The sequence below is a fragment of the Bacteroides sp. AM41-16 genome, assembly GCF_003603495.1.
Lineage (GTDB): Bacteria > Bacteroidota > Bacteroidia > Bacteroidales > Bacteroidaceae > Bacteroides > Bacteroides uniformis.
On sequence record NZ_QTNE01000009.1, the window covers coordinates 1 to 20,297 of the forward strand.

Annotated in this window: 17 protein-coding genes, 1 other RNA gene and 1 pseudogene; 6 read left to right on the forward strand and 13 right to left on the reverse strand. The window is 48.1% G+C overall.

Annotated features, from left to right (window positions below; all coding sequences use genetic code 11):
* Window positions 1-55: 55 nt before the first annotated feature.
* The 7 genes from DW896_RS09690 to DW896_RS09720 all read right to left on the reverse strand — a co-directional run bounded on the left by DW896_RS09690 (window position 56) and on the right by DW896_RS09720 (window position 8,570).
* Entirely contained in the window at window positions 56-1,270 is a 1,215-nt protein-coding gene (locus tag DW896_RS09690; RefSeq protein ID WP_005831277.1) for a clostripain-related cysteine peptidase, read from the reverse strand.
* Window positions 1,271-1,280: 10 nt separating this feature from the next.
* Window positions 1,281-1,679, reverse strand: coding sequence for a hypothetical protein (locus tag DW896_RS09695; protein ID WP_119993162.1), 399 nt, complete (start codon window positions 1,677-1,679; stop codon window positions 1,281-1,283).
* A 120-nt stretch (window positions 1,680-1,799) separates the two neighbouring features.
* A complete protein-coding gene (locus DW896_RS09700) occupies window positions 1,800-2,660 on the reverse strand; it encodes an RNA polymerase sigma factor RpoD/SigA (protein ID WP_002561589.1) in 861 nt (286 codons plus the stop codon).
* A 192-nt stretch (window positions 2,661-2,852) separates the two neighbouring features.
* Window positions 2,853-4,382, reverse strand: a complete 1,530-nt coding sequence (locus DW896_RS09705) for a Do family serine endopeptidase (RefSeq protein WP_005831283.1) — start codon at window positions 4,380-4,382, stop codon at window positions 2,853-2,855.
* A 347-nt stretch (window positions 4,383-4,729) separates the two neighbouring features.
* Window positions 4,730-6,064 (reverse strand): transglutaminase family protein, encoded by a 1,335-nt coding sequence (locus DW896_RS09710; RefSeq protein ID WP_005831285.1) that lies wholly within the window; start codon window positions 6,062-6,064, stop codon window positions 4,730-4,732.
* The gene (locus DW896_RS09715) at window positions 6,061-7,233 is read right to left on the reverse strand and encodes a dipeptide epimerase (protein ID WP_008664809.1); all 1,173 of its coding nucleotides are present in this window, start codon (window positions 7,231-7,233) and stop codon (window positions 6,061-6,063) included. Before DW896_RS09715 ends, DW896_RS09710 begins: the two co-directional genes overlap by 4 nt.
* Window positions 7,234-7,364: 131 nt before the next feature.
* The gene (locus tag DW896_RS09720) at window positions 7,365-8,570 is read right to left on the reverse strand and encodes an NlpC/P60 family protein (protein ID WP_117601281.1); all 1,206 of its coding nucleotides are present in this window, start codon (window positions 8,568-8,570) and stop codon (window positions 7,365-7,367) included.
* 200 nt (window positions 8,571-8,770) lie between these two features.
* Here DW896_RS09720 and rnpB point away from each other — a divergent pair.
* Together rnpB and DW896_RS09730 are read left to right on the forward strand one after the other, a co-directional pair.
* An RNA gene (gene rnpB / locus DW896_RS09725) (RNase P RNA component class A) lies at window positions 8,771-9,184 on the forward strand.
* A gap of 30 nt (window positions 9,185-9,214) precedes the next feature.
* Window positions 9,215-10,534, forward strand: coding sequence for a YihY/virulence factor BrkB family protein (locus DW896_RS09730; protein WP_117601282.1), 1,320 nt, complete (start codon window positions 9,215-9,217; stop codon window positions 10,532-10,534).
* A gap of 136 nt (window positions 10,535-10,670) precedes the next feature.
* Here the strand turns inward: DW896_RS09730 and DW896_RS09735 are convergent.
* The 6 genes and pseudogenes from DW896_RS09735 to pstC form a co-directional block, all read right to left on the reverse strand.
* Window positions 10,671-10,751, reverse strand: a pseudogene (locus tag DW896_RS09735) (NAD(P)H nitroreductase); the annotation flags it as partial.
* A 12-nt stretch (window positions 10,752-10,763) separates the two neighbouring features.
* Window positions 10,764-11,366: a riboflavin synthase gene (locus DW896_RS09740; RefSeq protein ID WP_005832292.1), complete on the reverse strand. Its 603-nt coding sequence runs from the start codon at window positions 11,364-11,366 to the stop codon at window positions 10,764-10,766.
* Window positions 11,367-11,718: 352 nt separating this feature from the next.
* Window positions 11,719-12,414, reverse strand: a complete 696-nt coding sequence (gene phoU / locus DW896_RS09745; protein ID WP_005832294.1) for a phosphate signaling complex protein PhoU — start codon at window positions 12,412-12,414, stop codon at window positions 11,719-11,721.
* A 60-nt stretch (window positions 12,415-12,474) separates the two neighbouring features.
* Entirely contained in the window at window positions 12,475-13,230 is a 756-nt protein-coding gene (pstB, locus tag DW896_RS09750; protein WP_117601283.1) for a phosphate ABC transporter ATP-binding protein PstB, read from the reverse strand.
* Window positions 13,231-13,247: 17 nt separating this feature from the next.
* Window positions 13,248-14,108: a phosphate ABC transporter permease PstA gene (pstA, locus tag DW896_RS09755; protein ID WP_022401248.1), complete on the reverse strand. Its 861-nt coding sequence runs from the start codon at window positions 14,106-14,108 to the stop codon at window positions 13,248-13,250.
* Between the two features lie 12 nt (window positions 14,109-14,120).
* A complete protein-coding gene (gene pstC, locus DW896_RS09760; RefSeq protein ID WP_119962141.1) occupies window positions 14,121-15,305 on the reverse strand; it encodes a phosphate ABC transporter permease subunit PstC in 1,185 nt (394 codons plus the stop codon).
* A gap of 191 nt (window positions 15,306-15,496) precedes the next feature.
* Between pstC and DW896_RS09765 the strand changes: the two genes are divergently transcribed.
* The 4 genes from DW896_RS09765 (at window position 15,497) to DW896_RS09780 (ending at window position 20,216) form a co-directional block, all read left to right on the forward strand.
* Entirely contained in the window at window positions 15,497-16,318 is an 822-nt protein-coding gene (locus tag DW896_RS09765) for a PstS family phosphate ABC transporter substrate-binding protein (protein ID WP_035448809.1), read from the forward strand.
* Window positions 16,319-16,392: 74 nt separating this feature from the next.
* On the forward strand, window positions 16,393-18,132 hold the full coding sequence (locus tag DW896_RS09770) for a glutamine--tRNA ligase/YqeY domain fusion protein (RefSeq protein ID WP_005832304.1): 1,740 nt from the start codon (window positions 16,393-16,395) through the stop codon (window positions 18,130-18,132).
* A gap of 4 nt (window positions 18,133-18,136) precedes the next feature.
* Window positions 18,137-19,549, forward strand: a complete 1,413-nt coding sequence (locus DW896_RS09775; protein WP_057089505.1) for a tetratricopeptide repeat protein — start codon at window positions 18,137-18,139, stop codon at window positions 19,547-19,549.
* A gap of 28 nt (window positions 19,550-19,577) precedes the next feature.
* Window positions 19,578-20,216, forward strand: coding sequence for a DedA family protein (locus tag DW896_RS09780; protein ID WP_005831315.1), 639 nt, complete (start codon window positions 19,578-19,580; stop codon window positions 20,214-20,216).
* Window positions 20,217-20,297 lie beyond the last annotated feature (81 nt).

A 20,297-nucleotide genomic window follows, 5' to 3' on the forward strand; every position in this document is an offset into this window, starting at 1 on the left:
AACGTAAAGCTGCTTAGCCATTATCTCAAATTTTAACGAACTATTGTTTATAAGCTTACCAACCAAGCCGAGCAAGACCGACAGCACTATACCATAAGGTAGAACGATAAGCGGCATTAGCAGCTTGAGCAGCAGCAGAAGTGGCAGTGGAAGGTATATAATGGCTAACCCCATTTGCCCGCTTCATGGAGAACATACCAACAGACATCGAATAAATCATCGGCGTTTTTTTCCAACAGACAGAAGCTGCATCATATGCTTGCTTCCATTCATCCAAGGCAACTTCATCCACAACGAGTTTTTCCATCATTTCTACGAAATCATAATAGCCTACATAATAAGACGATCCTACTTTACGCTGATCATAATCAAAGACCGATGACCGAAGAACTTCTCTATCTGCTGTCACTCCCGACAAAGCATTTGCTGTAGCAGCAGCTAAGTTCTCAAGCTCAGAAGATTTCAGCACATCTATAGCAGTGCCCATTGTCCAATTGCTATTACTTCCTATTTTTCCAGTATAAATTTCATCATAAGCAGCAAAAGTCCCAATAGCCATTTCTACCGCTGCACCTTTCTGAAATATAAATGGAAACATTCTATCATAGGCAGCACCAGGACCAGGATTCTCAGCAGGGAAACCAATATAGTAATCGCAACAATCACGCAACTCATACGCGACTTCCACCGACTGCATAAAGCAAGCATCAAACATAATAAAATCAAAATGAGGAGCGTTCTGTAATACTAACTTCAAGTCCTCAATATTCATATAATGCCCTCCTCCAGTCTTATCATTTCCTATCCAGCGAGTAGAAGGCAATGGAGTAGGTATCCATCCTTCCCCATGCGACCAATAAATCAAACCATAACTTTCCGCTTTATATAAAGAATTCCCAAACACATCATTGAATACCTCTTGCGTCTCAGCGACTCCGCACGAATTTCTATCTTCGTATTCTTTGACTATTGTTTCAACAACAGTACCACCTTTATTTTCAATTTCAATCAAACGAGGAAATCCCGTATCTATATACACCAATAAATGCATATCAGATGTATTATCAATTGAAGCCATCCCAGCTTTCAATTCCTCCAAATCCCCATCCGTAAAGCTAGCCAATGGATTTATACTATTATCCGCTGCCATATATACCAGCACAGTACGTTTCCCATCAACCGGAGGATCAGGTATCGGGTCATCACCACGACACGCCGACATGAACAAGGGGAAAACGAAGAAAAAAAGAAGATATAGTTTTGTTTTCATACTTGAAATCTTATTCCTGCGGTTTTGCAAATGTGAAAGCCTCAGGCTTCACCACCTGCAAAACCATATGCTTACTCTTTTTATACTTGCCTTTTACCTTTACAGCCTCTTTTTCCAACTTTTTCTTGTTTTCAGCGAAATAAATCATGCAAGTATAATCAGGTTTCTTCAGATTGTACTCCAGATAGTTCTTAAGCTGGTAAGTGTATAAATCACGTTTGGGCAAGAATCCATTCTTATCCAGCTCTACGCTGTCCAATACCTGGATGTCTGTATAATATACGATGGAGTCATTGAAAGAAGCCGCCACCCCAAAAGCATATACAGCCTTTTCCTTATCTTTCATTGTAAAAGCCGAACACAACGCAAAAACCAAAGCTACGGCACAAAGTATACGAACGTATTTCATTGAGTTATGAGTTATAAGTTATGAATTATCAATGGGGCAAAGATATAAAAAAAACCGCACGCCTACTAAAGACGTACGGTTTTTAATTCCTTCTATTTGTCGGAAACTGATATTTCTTATTTATCCCAAATAAGATTTGAGCAATTTACTACGATTACTTTGTCTTAATCTTCTGATTGCTTTTTCCTTAATCTGACGCACACGCTCACGGGTCAAGCCGAATTTGTCGCCGATTTCCTCTAATGTCATTTCCTGCTGTCCGATACCGAAAAACATCTGTATGATTTCTTTTTCCCTATCGGTTAACGTAGAAAGAGCTCTATCAATTTCCCTCGCAAGAGACTCGTTCACCAAAGAGCGGTCAGCCATAGGGGAGTCATCGTTGACCAGTACATCGAGCAAGCTGTTGTCCTCTCCTTCTACAAAAGGTGCGTCCACCGAAATGTGACGACCGGACACCTTCAGCGTATCAGAGATTTTGTCAACAGGGATTTCCAGTTCATCGGCAAGCTCTTCAGGAGACGGACGACGTTCGTTTTCCTGCTCGAACTTGGAGAAGGCCTTGCTGATTTTATTCAGCGAACCTACCTGGTTCAACGGAAGACGTACAATACGCGACTGCTCTGCCAAAGCCTGCAGAATGGACTGACGTATCCACCATACTGCATAACTGATGAACTTGAAACCACGTGTTTCATCGAACTTTTCGGCAGCCTTGATCAGTCCTAAATTACCCTCGTTAATCAAGTCGGGCAAACTCAAACCTTGGTTTTGGTACTGCTTGGCCACAGATACAACGAAACGCAGATTGGCACGTGTCAATTTCTCCAGTGCAACACGGTCACCCTTGCGGATGCGCTGAGCGAGCTCCACTTCCTCTTCAACAGTAATGAGGTCTTCGCGACCGATTTCCTGCAAATACTTGTCAAGAGAAGCGCTCTCTCTGTTAGTGATACTTTTTGTAATTTTAAGTTGTCTCATTCTTATAATACAGATTTGGGTTGCAAAGGTACGACAAATTATTTTGTTACAATAATTTCATCCCAACTTTTTCACCTTATTTATATCTTATCCTATATAACAAAAAGGATGCCGGTATGTATTGTACCGACACCCCCTTTTTCGCTATTGTTAGCTAATATTACAATCTTCTTACCTAACTATCCCTATTTTTTATTCTTGAGTCAAATCAACGGCATACATTGCACGTTTTCCTGACGGGAACATACCGGTGATGAACAAACCTTGCTCAGGAGACTTTCTTGCCTCTTTCATCGCCTTTTCCAAATCGTCTACCGTCTTCATCGGCACTCCGTTGGCTTTCAGAATGATGAAGCCCTTGCGGATACCTGCATCGGCCATCTTGCCATTGGTAACCCCGGTAACTTCCAGACCGTAACCCAGGTTCAACTGCTTCTTCAGCTCGGAAGATACGGGCTTGAAGGCTGCACCCAAGATTTCCATTCCGGCATCCTTCACTACCTTCGTAGTGCCTTGCTCATTCTTCAGCGTGATTTCGAATTCCTTTTCCTTCTTGTCACGAACCACTGTTACCTTCACTTTGTCGCCCGGACGGTGTTTTGCCAGCATTTCCTGCAAATCCGAGAACTTGTGAATCTTCTTGCCGTTCAATGCTATGATTACATCATTTTCCTTCAAGATGCCGGCAGCGGAACCACCTTCAACAACTTCGGCCACATAGATACCCTCTTTCACACCAAGTTCGTCGGCCTTCTTCTTCAGTTCTTCGGTCCAGCGTTCGTCCATCTGCAGGTCTGTGCTCAAATCACTACCCTTGATGCCAAGGAGCGCGCGCTGCACGGTACCAAACTGTTTCAAGTCGGCTACCACCTTTGTCATAATGCTGGTAGGGATGGCAAAACCATAGCCGGAATAAGCACCCGTGGGTGAGTAAAGCATGGCATTGATACCAACCAGCTCGCCTTTGGCATTCACCAACGCACCACCACTATTACCTTGGTTGATGGCAGCATCCGTCTGAATGAAAGACTGGATGTTTGCAGCTTGTCCATTGGAGGCAGAAGAGCCAATGGAACGGGCTTTTGCACTGACGATACCAGCTGTTACGGTAGAGTTCAGGTTGAACGGATTACCTACTGCCAATACCCATTCTCCCACCTTCAACTGGTCGGAGTCACCAACCGGAATTGTCGGAAAGTCATCCCCTTCAATCTTAATCAATGCCAAGTCCGTGCTGGGGTCAGTACCGATGATGCGTCCTTTCAGCTCACGGTCGTCATTCAGTTTCACAGTGATTTCATCAGCACCTTCCACCACGTGATTGTTCGTCACAATATATCCGTCTTTGGAGATGATGACACCCGAACCGAAACCTACACGCGGCTGGGTCTGTATCTGGCGCTGGCGTCCACGACCGTCTCCAAAGAAGAAGTCAAAAATATCCGGCTGTTCTTGTACCGTCTGGGTCTTACTCAACTGAGTGGCACGTATATGCACTACAGCATGGAGCGAACTCTCCGCTGCTTGTGTCAAATCCACTGGCTGGGCATCCGTTGCATGGAAAGCCGCCGGTAGCAGATTATTGGGGTTCTGTTGGAACAACTCGCTGAATGCGGCAGGCTTTTCCTTATTCAGCATCTTATAAGTGGTCAATCCAGCCACTCCAGAGCTCAGGAGCACGATAGCCGCAACTCCAAGGATGTTTTTTGTTGTCTGTTTCATACTATTCTTCCTATTCTTTAAATTGTTAATATTCAAGTTTCGTTTAACATTACGACGTTAAAATAACGACAAAAAACGTTCAGTTATTCCGCTTGTCACTCTTTTTTGTTCTCTTTTAACAGAGGATATTTAGGGCTTAACAGCGGTTAACGGCAAAGACTGACAAATTAGCATTTATGTACGATTGCTGACTGTTAAAGAACTGACAGATAGGGTATAAAAAGACGCATCACCCGTTGCGGCCGAAACGGATGATGCATTTGGGGTAAACAGATGATGCGTTTATACCAAACAGATGATGTGTTCGGGCTGAACGCATCATCTGTTTTTAGAGGGCAGATAGCACCTTAATAATTCAAGTAATCAATGTCCATGTGGTAGCCCCACTGCGGGAAGTAGAGGTTACCTCCCTCCCACTCCACCTCGCCACGCTGGAAGTCGACGGTCTCGCTGCGGGGATACTGCTTTTCGGGCTGTAGCGGCATGCCGTAATCAGTGTTCACAATCATGCGCCAAGAGTCTATACCACCCAGGAAGAAATATTCTTCGTCGGCATTGCGGGCAAAGGCAGGAATGCCGAATGACTGGTCGACAGGCACCCAACCCACACCCTCGAAGTAGACTTCTGCCCAATCGTGCAGATTCCATGCACGGGGATGCATCATGAAGCCGCTCTGGAAATGTGCGGGAATACCACTGATGCGGCAAAGCGTAATGAACAGCAGGCTGACTTGGCCACAGTCTCCGTGACGGTTGTCCAACACATATTCCGGGATATTCTCAATGGTGGAATATTCGCGTGCAGAAGCCCACGGGAAGTTGTCATTCACCCAACGGAAGATACGTTTGGCTTTCAGGTAGGGGTTGGTTTCACCGGCTGTCAATTTGGCAGCAAGTTCGCGCAAGCGCGGGGAAAAGACGATATGCTTCTCACGCTCGGCAGTATATTCCTTATAAAGGGCGGTCGTCGTATCATAGGGCTGCACATCTTCCGGCTTCAGATTATGCCATTCGCCGTTGGCGGTAAACTCAAAGGTTTCGGAGAATACGGTCGGTTCGCCTTCGACAGCACGTTTCTCCATGTACAATGTACTGTGACGGCACTCGGGCGACGAAAAGGTGTATTGCGGTTCGCTGGCCGAAATGAACTTGACATCCTGCTGCCGGGCCTGGTCCTGACGGGGATAGGGTAACCAGCAACGGATGATTTTCCCGGCAGGCACGGCATTGGTATCTACGGTCAACGTGTAGGTGACGCGCATGCGCTTCGGCGCAACAATGGCCTTGCCCTCTTTCTTCACAGCAGAAATGATTTCGGGCAGGTTCTCCATATTCACTTTCTCGCTGCCACTCGGCGAAGTGCCTTCCTTGGCTATCTTGATGTCATAGCAAGTGGAGTCCACACGAAACAGATTAGGTCCGGCATTGCGGAAATAGCGTTTCTCTCCATCCAGCATCATGCACTCCAAAGCTTTGGAGGCTTCCCACTGGCGCATCTGCTCATCGGTCACGTCGGGAATATACTTGCGGATATAGTCCTTCACCTGGGATTCCGTCATACAGAAATCCGTAAGCAGACGTTGGTACAGGTCGTCCTCCCAATTATAGGGCTTGCTCTCGGGCTTCGTGCTGCATGCAGAAGCCATCACAAACAGAGCGACGGTATACAATAGCTTTCTCATAACTTCACCACTCCAATACCCGGCAAATCGGGCAACGTTATCTTACCTTTCACAACCTCCATACCCTTGAAACGGTCGTTCGCAATCAGCAGACTACCGTCCAAGTCGGCAAAGTCCACTGCCGGAGAGAATTGGGAGGCAGCGGTAATGGCACAAGAGGTCTCGGTCATACATCCTACCATCACTTTCATGTCCAATGCACGTGCCAAAGTCACCATCTTCCAGGCTTCGCGCATGCCGGTACACTTCATCAGCTTGATGTTGATGCCCGTAAAGGCACCCTTCAAGCCTGCCACATCCTTCAGACGCTGAATGGACTCATCGGCAAATATGGGCAACGGGCTTTGCTGGGTGACCCATGCAATATCGTCCAGTTGTTCCTTGGGCATCGGTTGCTCTATCATGACAATTCCTTTTTCGTGCAGCCAATGTATCATATCGAGCGCATGATGTTTGTCCTTCCAACCCTGGTTGGCATCAATGGCAATCGGAAGGTCCGTCACCGAACGGATGGTCTCTATCATTTCCTTGTCGTTCTCCCGCCCCAGCTTCACTTTAAGGATATTGAACTGGTCGGCACACTCTTTCGTCTTTTCACGCACCACGTCGGCCGTATCAATACCGATGGTGAAAGTTGTAGAGGGAGTCTTTTCCTTGTCCAAACCCCATATCTTATACCAAGGGGCTTGCAACAGTTTGCCCACAAGGTCGTGCAAGGCGATGTCCACAGCAGTTTTAGCAGCGGAATCCCCTGCCGAGAGGCTGTCTATATAAGCCAGTATATCTTCCAGCTGAAAGGGGTCTGAGAATTGGCCGATAACATCCTGCACCTTCTTCAGAAAAGCCAGTACACTGTCCATCGTGCCTAATTCGTGTTGCAGGTACGGGGGCATGGAGGCTTCACCATAACCGATAATGCCATCATATTCTATCTCGACTTGAACGTCGGGAGTGGTAGTACGCGAGTAGGTGGCCACTGTAAAGACATGGCGCAATTTCAGTTCATAGGGGAAGAAACGCAGTTTCATTTTGGGGGTTACACCTGCCCTACTGTTCACGTTGAACAAGGAAGGAGCGTCATTTCCTCCGGCAAATACATGATTGATTGCCATGCCTGAGCCGAGTGCGGCAAAAGCGGCGGTTTTCAGGAAATCTCTTCTGTTTGACATAATTGTGTGTGTATTAAATGTGCCAATATGCTAATGGGCTAATGTGCCAATGGGCTGCGCTATGTATATGCTACGTTATGTTTGCACCGTCACGCCGCAGGTCATTGGCATATTGGCACATTAGCACATTATTACATTGAATAAAATGGATTCGTTTCCGTTGTATTGAGCGACGCCTCCTTATTTATATAAGGTAACACGCGCGTAGCGAACAACAGTCTACCGAGGTTGTATTCATCGAACAGCTCGTCGTCGAGGCTGAAGCTATTGACGCGCACATCGCCTTGCGAATGGATGAAACGCTTGTTGCCGATATACATGCCGACATGTACCACACGTTCCTTGCGTTCCGGCGTCGCCTTGCGCCCGAAGAAAATCAAATCGCCCGGCTGGAGGTTACTGAAATCAGGAGTGATATCGATATGCTCGCCCACGTATGCCTGCTGGGAAGCATCCCGCGGAATGATGATGTCGTGCATGAAAAGAACGGTGCGCATGAAGCCGCTACAATCCACCCCTTTGGAGGAAGTGCCAGCCCAAAGATAAGGGATGCCCATCATGCTATGCGCCGTGGCTATAATGCTGGCGGCATCCTGCTTCAAGGTGGCACGCCATTTCTTCTCAGGCATGGAGATGGATTTGGAGATATATCCCTGACGGCCGTCGGGATAAGCCACCTTATAAAAGGCACCTTTTGTCCCCTCCCACTTCAGGCGGTTTCCTGCAGCAACATCAGAGACGGTCTGCGATGCCTGGCTGGGCTGTGAGTAGACAAAGCCATAATGCGAAGTCACCACTATTTTCTCTGCATTGTTCCAAGCGGTCAGCTCTTCCCGCGTGACGGGATGTATGCCTACTCGGTGTACCCATGCAATGTAGTTGTCCGGTGTCTGGATACGGTACCAGCCGTCGCGCTGCAACACCCGCACCGGCATACCCATCAAGCCTTGCGTCATCATTTCTGAAGAGAAATCCGGGGCTACCCGAAGATTGCACACAGACACATTGACAATGCCATACGTCTTGCCTTCAAGTCCGGCCTCATCCGGAAGCACTTGCAGACAATCCATCACCGCATATCCTTTCTTTGCCAAACCATCCAGCAAAGCCGTCTTTGCCTCTGCCGAAGTGGTGACACCACGCAACATCACATTCTTTCCGGAGAAAGAGTAATCCACATCGAACAAAGCCACGCGCTTGTCCGGTGCAAACTTTTGTTTCAAACTGTCAGCGAGTTGCGCCACTTCTGCAGGTATTGTACGGTCACCCACTTCCGAAGCGACAGCAAAAAGCGGGATTAACAGAAATAAAGAAAAAAGAGAGGATAACTTTTTCATTGGCCAAAAGGATTTGGGGGTTATTACTAATAGCAAAGCTACGAATTTATTCCGAAATAGATACATGTTTTTAAGATAATTAAGGGTAAAGAATGAAGAATGAAGGATTCATCCGTACTGCATCCGCACACTGCACAACAAATTCTTCATCCTTCATTCTTCATTCTTCATTAATATTCCGTATCTTTGTACCCTATAAAGCAGTTGGTCGGTCTGTCGCTTGCGCCTCGTGCGTATGAGGAAAGTCCGGGCAACACAGAGCGTCCCACTTCCTAACAGAAAGCTGTCCGTGAGGGTAGAGTAACGTAGAAGAAAATAACCGCCGTCGCCCTTGGGCTACGGTAAGGGTGAGAAGGTGGGGTAAGAGCCTACCAGTCTTGTGGCGACACAAGGGCTGTGCGTCTTGGGAGTTGTAAGGTCATGTAAACCGACGTTATGAGAGTTGCTCGCTCCATGTCGGAGGGTAGACCGCTAAAGCTTGTATGGTGACATGCGGCTCAGATAAATGACAGACACTTCTTTAATGGAGAATGGATAATGAAGAATGGATAATTCCTAATTAGGCTTTTTCAGAAACAGAAGAACAGAACCCGGCTTACAGACTGACTGCTTTTTTATTGACAATGGATAATCGAGATAATAGCATGAACAAGCGTATTGCTGCCCTTTGGAAATTCCTCACCTACGACATCTGGCGTATTACGGAAGATGAAGTCACGCGAACGACCTTTTCCGTATACAATATCATCAAGACGATTTATCTTTGCATCAACCGCTTCACCAAAGACCGGATAGTAAACAAAGCCTCGGCGCTGACTTACAGTACGCTGCTTGCCATCGTGCCTATTCTTGCCATTTTGTTTGCCATAGCCCGCGGTTTCGGATTCGATAATCTGATGGAAAGCCAGATTGTCAACGGTTTCAGCGGTCCTACGGAAACCACGGAAGTCATCCTGCAATTCGTGAATTCGTATTTGTCTCAGACCAAGAGTGGAATATTCATCGGAGTGGGTCTGATTATGTTGCTGTGGACAGTCCTGAATCTAATCAACAATATGGAAATCACCTTCAACCGCATCTGGCAGGTGAAAAAGGCGCGCAGCATGTACCGCAAAATAACGGATTACTTCTCTATGCTTCTGCTGATGCCCATTCTGCTGGTGGTGTCCGGTGGTCTTTCCATCTTCATGAGTACGATGGTGAAGAACCTCGAAGACTTTACCCTGCTGGCTCCCGTCGGCAAGTTTATGGTGCGCCTCATCCCCTTCGTGCTGACCTGGTTCATGTTTACAGCACTGTACGTCTTTATGCCGAATACAAAGGTCAAGCTGAAACACGCACTCATATCCGGTATTCTGGCAGGTACGGCACACCAGGCATTCCAATTCCTTTACATCAGCAGCCAGTTGTGGGTTTCCCGTTACAATGCCATCTATGGTAGTTTTGCCGCCCTTCCGATGTTTCTGCTATGGTTGCAGGTATCCTGGACCATCTGCCTATTCGGTGCCGAACTGACCTACGCCGGACAGAATATCCGGAACTTCAGCTTCGACAAGGATGCGCGCAATATCAGCCGGCGCTACCGCGATTTTATCTCCATCCTGATAATGTCTCTCATAGCCAAGCGCTTTGAACAAGACGTCCAGCCCTATACAGCCGAAGAGATATCCGAAGAGTGCCAGATTCCCATCCGGCTGACACACGAAACCCTTTATGAATTGCAGGAAATCAACCTCCTACATGAAGTGGTGACCGATGAAAAGAGTGAAGACATCGCTTACCAGCCTTCCATGGATATCAACAAAATGAATGTGGCCCTCCTACTGGACAAACTGGACACGCACGGCTCAGAAGATTTCAAAATTGATAAGGAAAATGAATTCAACAACCAATGGGGAGCATTGCTGAAGGCACGGGAGGAATACTACAAGAATGCAAGCAAGGTGCTGCTGAAGGATTTGTAAGCACGCGGAAGTCTTTCCGGAAACTCCGTATCTGCTTTCTTTTTGATTATTTTTTAGACGCGGATGACGCGGATGGGAATATTAAAAAAATCCGCGTCATCTGCGTCATCTGTGTCTAAAAAGTAAATCACCGATATTTCTCAGGCTCCACGGCACGAGTCATATCATAGGCACGGTCACTCTGACGGGATGCCACTAATTGCAGGAAATCGTCCATAGTGCCGTTACCTTATTTATATTGTATCATGCGGCTGATGTACTTACCAATGATATCGAACTCCAGATTCACCACACTGCCCACTTTGAAAGCATGGAAATTGGTATGCTCAAAGGTGTAAGGAATAATGGCCACCTGGAAAGTATCGTCGGTGGGATTGCACACGGTCAGGCTGACACCATTGACAGTTACCGAGCCTTTGTCTACCGTGATGTAGCCGCGCTTTGCCATCTCCTTGTCAAAAGCATACCGGAAAGTAAAGTAATAGCTTCCTTCCGCATCCTTTATATCGATGCAAGTGGCAGTCTGGTCCACATGTCCTTGAACGATATGGCCATCCAGCCGGCCGTTCATCATCATACTACGCTCCACATTCACTTCATCTCCCACCTGCAACAAGCCAAGATTGGAACGGTCCAGCGTTTCCTTCATGGCCGTCACGGTATAGGTATCATCTGTCAGACTGACTACTGTAAGGCAAACACCGTTGTGAGACACACTTTGGTCTATTTTTAATTCACTGACGAATGAACACTTGAAAGTAAAATGTACATTCTCCTGGTCTTTGACCATCGCCACCAATGTGGCACATTCTTCTACTATTCCGGAAAACATGGTTCTATATACTTTTAGGTTATACACGATTTATTATTAATATGCGCAAAGATACAAAAAGCCCTTCGTATAGGTACAAAAAAAAGGAAGCTTTTCACAAAGCCTCCTTTTTCAGTTTTCAATAGGTATTAGTTTTTTTTTAAGGTAAAAAGATTGTTTTCAGGATAACGATGCAAATATAGGCGCTTTTCGTGATACTAACCAAATTAAAAAACATGTCTTATAACATCTTTTTGAGAAATCATTTAAGTTTATTATCATTTCAAAGCATTTTTCTACACCTGCAATCGTTTTCAATGGACAAATATAAGGCTATTTTCCATGAAACACTGAAATTATCCTAAAATTTTGTTTATTTCTTATCATTTAAGTAGTGTTCGTCTGTCCGCCCGCTATGTTTTAACACTTTTGCGTCGATAAAGAACACTATTTCTTCGGCAATATTCGTGATGTGGTCGCCGGAACGCTCCAACTTGCGGAACACGCTCACCAGGTTCAGACAAGAGAGTGCACTCTCCGGATGCCGGCTGATGTAGTCGGCAAGAATGGCAGTGGCCTCAGCATTGATTTCATCCAGCATATTGTCCTTGGCAAACACGGCGGTAGCCAGTTCCTGGCTCTCCTCCTGAAGCGCCTGTTTTGCCTGTTCGAGCATGGAGAGTACCTGGGCTATCATCTCTTCGAGACGGAGTTGCTTGACCAGCTCAGTATCCAAAGCAGGTTCATGGCAGTTGAGGGCAAAGCGGGCAATGCCCTCTGCAAAGTCGCCCAGACGCTCCAGGTTCGTATTGATTTTGAGCATGGCAAGCACAAAGCGCAGGTCGATGGCAACGGGGTTGTAAAGGGCAATGATGTCTTCCACGTCGCTGTCTATTTTCAGTTCGAAAGCATTGACACGACGTTCGCGCACCAATACCTGCTGGGCCAGTTCCCGGTCCAGCGTAAGCACGGCATCACCTGCACGGTCGAGCTGATTATATACCAGGGTCCACATTTCGTCTATTTCCTTTTTCAGCAAGACGAGTTCAGATTCGATAAACTTCACCATAATGTTTCTATTTTAAGATTACTTTTGTACAACTTATTTTGGCCTGTATGGAACAATCCGCTACCCGAAGCGTCCCGTGATGTAGTTCTGCGTCTCCACCTTATCGGGATTCGTAAATATCTTCCGGGTATCTCCAAACTCCACCATCTGCCCCATATAGAAGAAAGCCGTATTATCACTGACACGCGCTGCCTGTTGCATGTTGTGGGTAACGATGACGATAGTGTACTGCTTCTTCAACTCGTGGATAAGCTCTTCCACCTTGGCAGTGGAGATGGGGTCGAGGGCGGATGCCGGCTCATCCATCAGCAGGACTGAAGGAGACACCGCCATGGCACGGGCTATGCAGAGACGTTGCAGCTGACCGCCGGAGAGGGCGTAGGCGGAGACTTTCAGCTTGTCCTTCACCTCGTCCCAAAGGGCGGCGCCTTTCAGGGTTTCTTCCACCCGCTGACGGATGAAGGCGTTATCGGTGATGCCATTCACACGGAGTCCGTAGGCAACGTTCTCGAAGATGCTTTTTGGGAAAGGATTGGGCCGCTGGAACACCATGCCCACGTTCTTGCGGAGTTCGTCCACTTGCACTCCTTTTCCATAGATGTCTTGTCCGTCAATGCGTATCTCGCCGGTCAGACGGGTGTCGGGAATCAAATCGTTCATGCGGTTCAGCAGGCGCAGGAAGGTAGACTTTCCACAGCCCGAGGGACCGATGAAGGCTATCACAGACTTCTCCTCAATGTCCATGCTGATGCCTTTCAGGGCATGGAAATCGCCATACCAGAAGTTCACGTCACGGGTTTCTATCTTGTTCTTCATACCTATTGTATATGTTTTCAATTCGTCTTAATCTTCTTCTCAAAGTATTTCCGCAGGGCGTTTGCCAGCAGGTTCACCAGGAGGATAATGAGTATCAGCACTAGTGCCGTGCCGTAGGCAATGGGAAGCTGCGCTTCCATATCGGTGCCGCTGGTAGAGATGACGTAGAGGTGATAAGGAAGCGCCATGCACTGGTCGAAGATACTTGTAGGCAGCTGTGGCAGGAAGTAGGCGGCACAGGTGAAAAGGATGGGTGCCGTCTCGCCCGAAACACGCCCCAGCGCCAGAATCAGTCCGGTAATGATATTGGGCATCCCCATCGGCAGGATGACATGCCAGATGGTCTGAAGCTTGGTAGCTCCCAACGCGCGGCTTCCCTCGCGCATGCTGTCGGGGATGGCTTTCAGCGCTTCTTCCGTGGTGCGGATAACCAAAGGCAGACTTAGCAGACCCAGCGTCAACGAACCTGCCAGGATGCTGTCTCCAAAATCCATATAGTTGACAAACAGCGCCATGCCAAACAGACCGAACACGATGGAAGGGATGCCGCTCAGATTATTCGTCATCATCCGTATGAAGCGTACCACCCAGCCTTTCGGCACATACTCATTCATATAAATACCGCTCATCACTCCCACCGGAAAAGCAAATAAAGCACTGCCCGCCATCAAGCAGAACGTACCTACAATGGCAGGAAGGATTCCGCCGGCAGTCATACCGTTGGTAGGAGCCGTAGTGAGGAACTCCCAATCGATGACTCCTATACCTTTATATATAATGAAGCCGAGGATTGCAAAAAGAATCCCCACCACACTTAGGCTCAACAGACGGAACAAGCCGAATGCCACGTTTTGCGAAAGATGCTTTCTATTGACCATATCTACCTTCTTTTATTTTCGTCTTGGCGAAACTGCTTCCACCGTGAAGTTTATCAATAAACTGATGAAGAACAGCACGACACCCAGCAGGAACAATGCTTCGTAGTGAGCTCCGCCGGCAGGCGCTTCGCCTAGTTCGGCGGCAATCGTTGCCGGAATGGTGCGCAGCGGTTCCAGGATGGTATGGGGAATGACGGCGGCGTTGCCCGTCACCATCAGCACAGCCATCGTCTCGCCCACCGCACGGCCGATGCCCAACACCACTCCGGAGGTGATGCCCGAAATGGAGTAAGGAATCACCACCTTATATATAGTCTGCCATTGCGACGCTCCCAGCGCCAGACTGGCTTCGCGCATGGCACGGGGGCAATTTCTCATCGCATCTTCCGTCACCGTAATGATGGTGGGCAACGCCATAATGGCAAGCACAATGCTGCCCGCCAGCCCGCTCTCGCCTACCGGCAAGTTGAACACCTGCTGCAAAAACGGCACAATGACAATCAAGCCGAAAAAGCCGTAGACCACCGACGGTATGCCACTCAGCAACTCAATGATGGGCTTCAGCAGATTCCTTACCCGGGAATTGGCTACCTCCGACATATAGATTGCCACCGACAGACCAAACGGCAATGCAAAGAGGATGGCAAACAGACTGACCCACAGCGTCCCCGTAATGAGCGGCAAAAAGCCGAACTGCGCAGCAGGTGTTGCCGTGGGAAACCATTCGGCACCAGCAAAGACGTCCTTCACCGAAATGGTGTTGTCTTTCAGCAGATGCACCGAGTCTGGACGGACAATGAACTGCTGCGGTACAAAGGCTATAATGCCAGGCGTACGCTCCACCAGCTCCGTAATGCAGGCACCTGCATTTTCGTAGGAAGCACCCAACTGCTCTTCCGTATAATACAGTGTGATGTCCTCCAAACGGAAAAGGCGGATAGGAAGGTCCTCCCCTCCCACTTCGTTCCAGTTTGTCAGCTCTTCATCAAAGACATCCTTTATCTGTGCCGGAGTCAGTTCGCCCACCCGATTCTCCTTATTCAAAGCCAATACATACCCTTCTTCTATCACCTTGCTGCTGAACAAGCCTAGCGCTTCGGAAAAGAGGAACACGACGATAAGTACGATGGTAAGACTCGTCACAAAGCCGCTACAAGCCAGTATACCTTCTACAATCTTCTCAAAAATCTTTTTCATGTTGCCTATTGATTTCTGTATGCAAAGGAACGGACCGGATGTTAAGGTAGTGTGACTAACGTTTGAAAGAAATGTTTCAAAGGTGTTACAAAACTATTACAACGACTCAAAGCACATTCCATGTAACACATTTGTAATATCCATTACCTTAATTTGCATCATGTGTTTACCCTATTTGCACCATGTGTTTTATGAAGACAAGAAAATTACTCCTACTCCTCGCCCTAGCAGCTGCCACCACTGGCATGCAGGCGCAACGCATCAAAGGCAGCGACACCGTGCTCCCCATAGCGCAGCAGACCGCCGAACGCTTTATGACCCTGAACCCCTCTGCCCGTGTCACCGTGACCGGCGGCGGAACCGGTGTCGGTATTTCAGCCCTGCTGGACCAGACCACGGACATCGCCATGGCTTCCCGCGCCATCAAGTTCAGCGAAAAGATGAAGGCCAAAGCCGCCGGAGAAGACTTGGCAGAAGTTCCCATCGCCTACGATGCCCTTGCCGTAGTGGTCCACCCCTCCAACCCAGTGAAACAACTGACCCGCCAACAACTGGAAGATATCTTCCGGGGCAAAGTCACCAACTGGCAGCAAGTGGGCGGAGACGACCGCAAAATCGTAGTCTACTCCCGCGAGACTTCCTCCGGTACCTACGAGTTCTTCAAGGAAAGCGTACTGAAAAACAAGAACTACATGAGCAGCAGTCTCTCCATGCCTGCCACGGGAGCCATTATCCAATCCGTCAGCCAAACTCGCGGAGCCATCGGATATGTGGGTCTAGCCTATGTATCACCGCGTATCAAGACACTCGCCGTTTCATACGACGGGCAGCATTATGCCGCTCCCACGCTGGAGAATGCCATCAATAAGACTTATCCGATAGTACGCCCGCTATACTATTATTATAACCGAAAAAACGCCTCGGTCGTAGCCCCTCTGCTCGATTTCATCTTGTCTGCCGCAGGACAGAAAATCATCAAAGAGAGCGGATATATCCCGGTACATAAAGAATAAATCTTCATTCTTCATTCTTCATTCTTCATTTTTTTACCCTATCTTTGTCCCCACGATACGAAAATAGTAACATTATGGCAGAAATAAAGAGCGAAGAAACAAGCGAAAAAAAGAGCTTGAACTTCATTGAGCAAATAGTAGAAAACGATTTGAAAGAGGGTAAAAACGGGGGAAAAGTACAGACACGCTTCCCGCCCGAACCAAACGGTTACCTCCACATCGGACACGCCAAGGCCATCTGCCTTGATTTCGGTATTGCCGCCGCACACGGCGGTGTCTGCAACCTGCGTTTCGATGACACCAATCCCACCAAAGAAGATGTGGAATATGTAGAAGCCATCAAGGAAGACATCCAGTGGCTGGGCTACAAATGGGGTAACGAATATTACGCTTCCGACTATTTCCAGCAATTGTGGGACTTCGCTATCCGCCTCATCAAAGAGGGCAAGGCATACATCGACGAACAGACTTCCGAGCAGATTGCCGCCCAGAAAGGAACTCCCACCCAGCCCGGTGTGGAAAGTCCCTACCGCAACCGTCCTATCGAAGAAACACTGGACTTGTTCCAGAAAATGAACAGCGGCGAGATTGAGGAAGGTGCCATGGTGCTCCGCGCCAAGATAGACATGGCAAGCCCCAACATGCACTTCCGCGACCCTATCATCTACCGTGTAGTGAAGCATCCGCACCATCGCACGGGCACCACTTGGAAGGCTTATCCGATGTACGACTTCGCCCACGGGCAAAGCGACTTCTTCGAAGGCGTGACACACTCGCTCTGCACACTGGAGTTTGTGCCCCACCGTCCGCTCTACGACCTCTTCGTGGACTGGGTGAAGGAAGGCAAAGACCTCGACGATAACCGCCCCCATCAGTATGAGTTCAACAAACTGAACCTCAGCTATACGCTGATGAGCAAGCGCAACCTGCTGACTCTAGTCAAGGAAGGCTTGGTAAACGGTTGGGATGACCCCCGTATGCCGACTATCTGCGGTTTCCGCCGTAGGGGATACTCTCCGGAGTCCATTCATAAGTTCATCGACAAAATAGGATATACAACCTACGATGCGCTCAATGAATTCGCCCTGCTGGAAAGCGCCGTGCGCGAGGACTTGAACGACCGCGCCACCCGCGTATCTGCCGTACTGAATCCGGTGAAGCTTATCATCACTAACTATCCCGAAGGGCAAGTGGAAGAGATGGAAGCCGTCAACAACCCCGAGCATCCCGAAGAAGGCAACCACGTCATCGAATTCAGCCGCGAACTCTGGATGGAGCGCGACGACTTCATGGAAGATGCCCCAAAGAAATACTTCCGCATGACACCGGGACAAGAGGTACGTCTGAAGAACGCGTACATCGTGAAGTGTACCGGCTGCAAGAAGAACGACGCCGGTGAAATCACCGAAGTATATTGCGAATATGACCCTGATACCAAGAGCGGTCTGCCCGGAGCCAACCGTAAGGTGAAAGGCACCATCCATTGGGTAAGTTGTGCCCACTGCCTCGAAGCAGAAGTACGTCTCTACGACCGTCTGTGGAAAGTGGAGAACCCGCGCGATGAGCTTGCCGCCATCCGCGAAGCGAAGAACTGCGACGCACTGACAGCCATGAAAGAGATGATCAACCCCGACTCCCTGAATGTGCTGCCCTGCTGCTACATCGAGAAGTACGCTGCCGGCATGCAGCCCCTCTCCTACCTGCAGTTCCAACGTATCGGTTATTTTAATGTTGACAAAGATTCTACGCCAGAAAAAATGGTATTCAACCGTACTGTAGGTCTGAAAGACGTTTGGGGTAAAATCAATAAATAAGAATATGAGTAAAAAAAACCTGCTGTCCGGAAGAGACAAAGAACTGCAAGAAATGGCAGAACAATATGAAGCTGCCAAAGCAGAGAACAGAACCATCTATCTGGACGCAGACGACTTAGCCGACCTCGCAGACTGGTATGCCGTGCATCATAAATATGCCATGGCTACCGAGGTCGTAGAGTATGGCTTGGGAATACATCCGGATAATACGGCTCTGTTGGTGGAACAGGCATACTTGTTCCTCGACACCCAGCATAAAGAGCAAGCCAAAGATATATTGGAACGGATTGCCGAAGAATCTTCCGAAGTGAAAGTGCTGAAAGCCAACCTACTGTTGGGCGAAGGCAAAGAAGAAGAAGCAGAAGCGATACTCGACAGCATAGACGATAAGGACGACCTGGCCAATATCGTTGATGTATCCTATATGTACATCGACATGGGATTCCCGGAAAAAGCATTGACATGGCTGACGCGCGGACTCGAAAAATATGCCGAAGAAGAAGCCTACCTTGCCGTCACCGGCGATTGTTACTATGCCCAGGGACTGTTTGAAAAAGCCACCTTCTTCTTCAATAAGCTGATTGACAAGAATCCGTATTCGGCTCCTTACTGGTTTGGACTGGCCCGTTGCTACTTTGACCAGCAGATGTTCGACAAAGCAATCGAAGCATGCGACTATGCCACGGTGGCCGATGACGAGTTTGCCGATGCCTACCTGATGAAAGGACATTCCTTCTTCCAATTGGGAAATGAGGAAAGTGCCATGGAGAACTACCTGCAAGCCGAAAAGTTCCATCTCGTCTCCCACGGTTTCATCAACACCTTCATCGGCCTGAACAAAACCTCCAAAGGAGAGTGGAAAGAAGGATACGACTATCTGGAAAAAGCCATAACGGCCGAAGACAGCCATGACTTCGCCTTGCCTTCTCTTTATGCCAATGCAGCCCTATGCCTGCACAAGATGGGAAAGAAACGCAAAGCACACCAGTATTGTAAAAAAGCATACGACCTGGCACCCGAAGAGATAGACCCGTATCTGATTGAGGGGCGCATCTACATGGAAGAAGGTGAGTATGAGAAAGGTGTGAAGAGATGGGCCAAAGCCTTAGAGTATGCCCCCTATGCGGATACCTGGCACGAAATAGGCATGTGTAGCATGGAAATAGGACAACTGAGCTATGCCAAGCTGGCCTTTGAACATGTCAAAGAGATGGAGCCGGACTTTGAAGGTATCAACGAAAGGCTGACCTCTCTGTATATGCTGCTCAAAGACAAAGAGAACTTCATGAAGTACAACCAGCTGTGCGAACATCCGTTCAGGCTGGAAGAGTTGGATAGATTACAGCAGATACTACAAGAAGATAATCAGGAAGAGCTGGCTCTAGTGATGAAGAATATTTTCAATGCATTACAATAACAGTAATTATATACCACTAATCTAGCAAATGGAATCAGTAGCCTTTATCCAATGGTGTCTCGACCACCTCAATTACTGGACCATCACTTTATTGATGGCCATTGAAAGTTCGTTTATCCCCTTCCCTTCGGAAGTTGTAGTCCCTCCTGCCGCTTGGAAAGCCGCCAACAATGACAACATGAATATATATCTGGTGGTATTGTTTGCAACCATAGGGGCAAATATCGGAGCCTTGATAAACTACTATCTGGCAAAATGGCTGGGACGCCCCATCATTTACAAGTTTGCCAACAGCCGTTTCGGGCACATGTGCCTCATCGACGAAGCCAAAGTGCAGCATGCGGAGGAATACTTTGACAAGCATGGAGCCGTATCAACCTTTGTCGGCCGCCTGATACCTGCTGTTCGCCAGTTGATATCCATCCCTGCCGGTCTGGCACGCATGAAGCTGGGAACTTTCTTGCTGTACACCACCTTGGGTGCAGGCCTTTGGAATTCCATCCTGGCTTTTATCGGCTATTACTTGTCCACAGTACCCGGCATTGAGAACGAGGAACAGCTGCTTGCCAAAGTAACGGAATACAGCCATGAGATAGGTTATGTATTTATCGGCATCGGCGTACTCATCGTGGCATTCTTCATCTATAAAGGCATGAAGAAGAAATAAAAAAGAAAACGGTATGATAATAAAAAAGCGGTGGACAGCATGATAAATTCTGTCCACCGCTTTTTATTGCTTATCCCAAAT

Bases quoted from the DNA above. Each gene is read 5' to 3' on its own strand.
- DW896_RS09700 (WP_002561589.1), bottom strand. From the start codon at position 2,660: ATGAGACAACTTAAAATTACAAAAAGTATCACTAACAGAGAGAGCGCT.
- DW896_RS09710 (WP_005831285.1), bottom strand. From the start codon at position 6,064: ATGAGAAAGCTATTGTATACCGTCGCTCTGTTTGTGATGGCTTCTGCA.
- DW896_RS09775 (WP_057089505.1), top strand. From the start codon at position 18,137: ATGAGTAAAAAAAACCTGCTGTCCGGAAGAGACAAAGAACTGCAAGAA.
- DW896_RS09695 (WP_119993162.1), bottom strand. From the start codon at position 1,679: ATGAAATACGTTCGTATACTTTGTGCCGTAGCTTTGGTTTTTGCGTTG.
- DW896_RS09765 (WP_035448809.1), top strand. From the start codon at position 15,497: ATGAAGACAAGAAAATTACTCCTACTCCTCGCCCTAGCAGCTGCCACC.
- DW896_RS09730 (WP_117601282.1), top strand. From the start codon at position 9,215: ATGAACAAGCGTATTGCTGCCCTTTGGAAATTCCTCACCTACGACATC.
- pstC (WP_119962141.1), bottom strand. From the start codon at position 15,305: ATGAAAAAGATTTTTGAGAAGATTGTAGAAGGTATACTGGCTTGTAGC.
- DW896_RS09740 (WP_005832292.1), bottom strand. From the start codon at position 11,366: ATGTTTTCCGGAATAGTAGAAGAATGTGCCACATTGGTGGCGATGGTC.
- DW896_RS09770 (WP_005832304.1), top strand. From the start codon at position 16,393: ATGGCAGAAATAAAGAGCGAAGAAACAAGCGAAAAAAAGAGCTTGAAC.
- phoU (WP_005832294.1), bottom strand. From the start codon at position 12,414: ATGGTGAAGTTTATCGAATCTGAACTCGTCTTGCTGAAAAAGGAAATA.
- DW896_RS09780 (WP_005831315.1), top strand. From the start codon at position 19,578: ATGGAATCAGTAGCCTTTATCCAATGGTGTCTCGACCACCTCAATTAC.
- pstB (WP_117601283.1), bottom strand. From the start codon at position 13,230: ATGAAGAACAAGATAGAAACCCGTGACGTGAACTTCTGGTATGGCGAT.
- DW896_RS09715 (WP_008664809.1), bottom strand. From the start codon at position 7,233: ATGTCAAACAGAAGAGATTTCCTGAAAACCGCCGCTTTTGCCGCACTC.
- DW896_RS09690 (WP_005831277.1), bottom strand. From the start codon at position 1,270: ATGAAAACAAAACTATATCTTCTTTTTTTCTTCGTTTTCCCCTTGTTC.
- pstA (WP_022401248.1), bottom strand. From the start codon at position 14,108: ATGGTCAATAGAAAGCATCTTTCGCAAAACGTGGCATTCGGCTTGTTC.
- DW896_RS09720 (WP_117601281.1), bottom strand. From the start codon at position 8,570: ATGAAAAAGTTATCCTCTCTTTTTTCTTTATTTCTGTTAATCCCGCTT.
- DW896_RS09705 (WP_005831283.1), bottom strand. From the start codon at position 4,382: ATGAAACAGACAACAAAAAACATCCTTGGAGTTGCGGCTATCGTGCTC.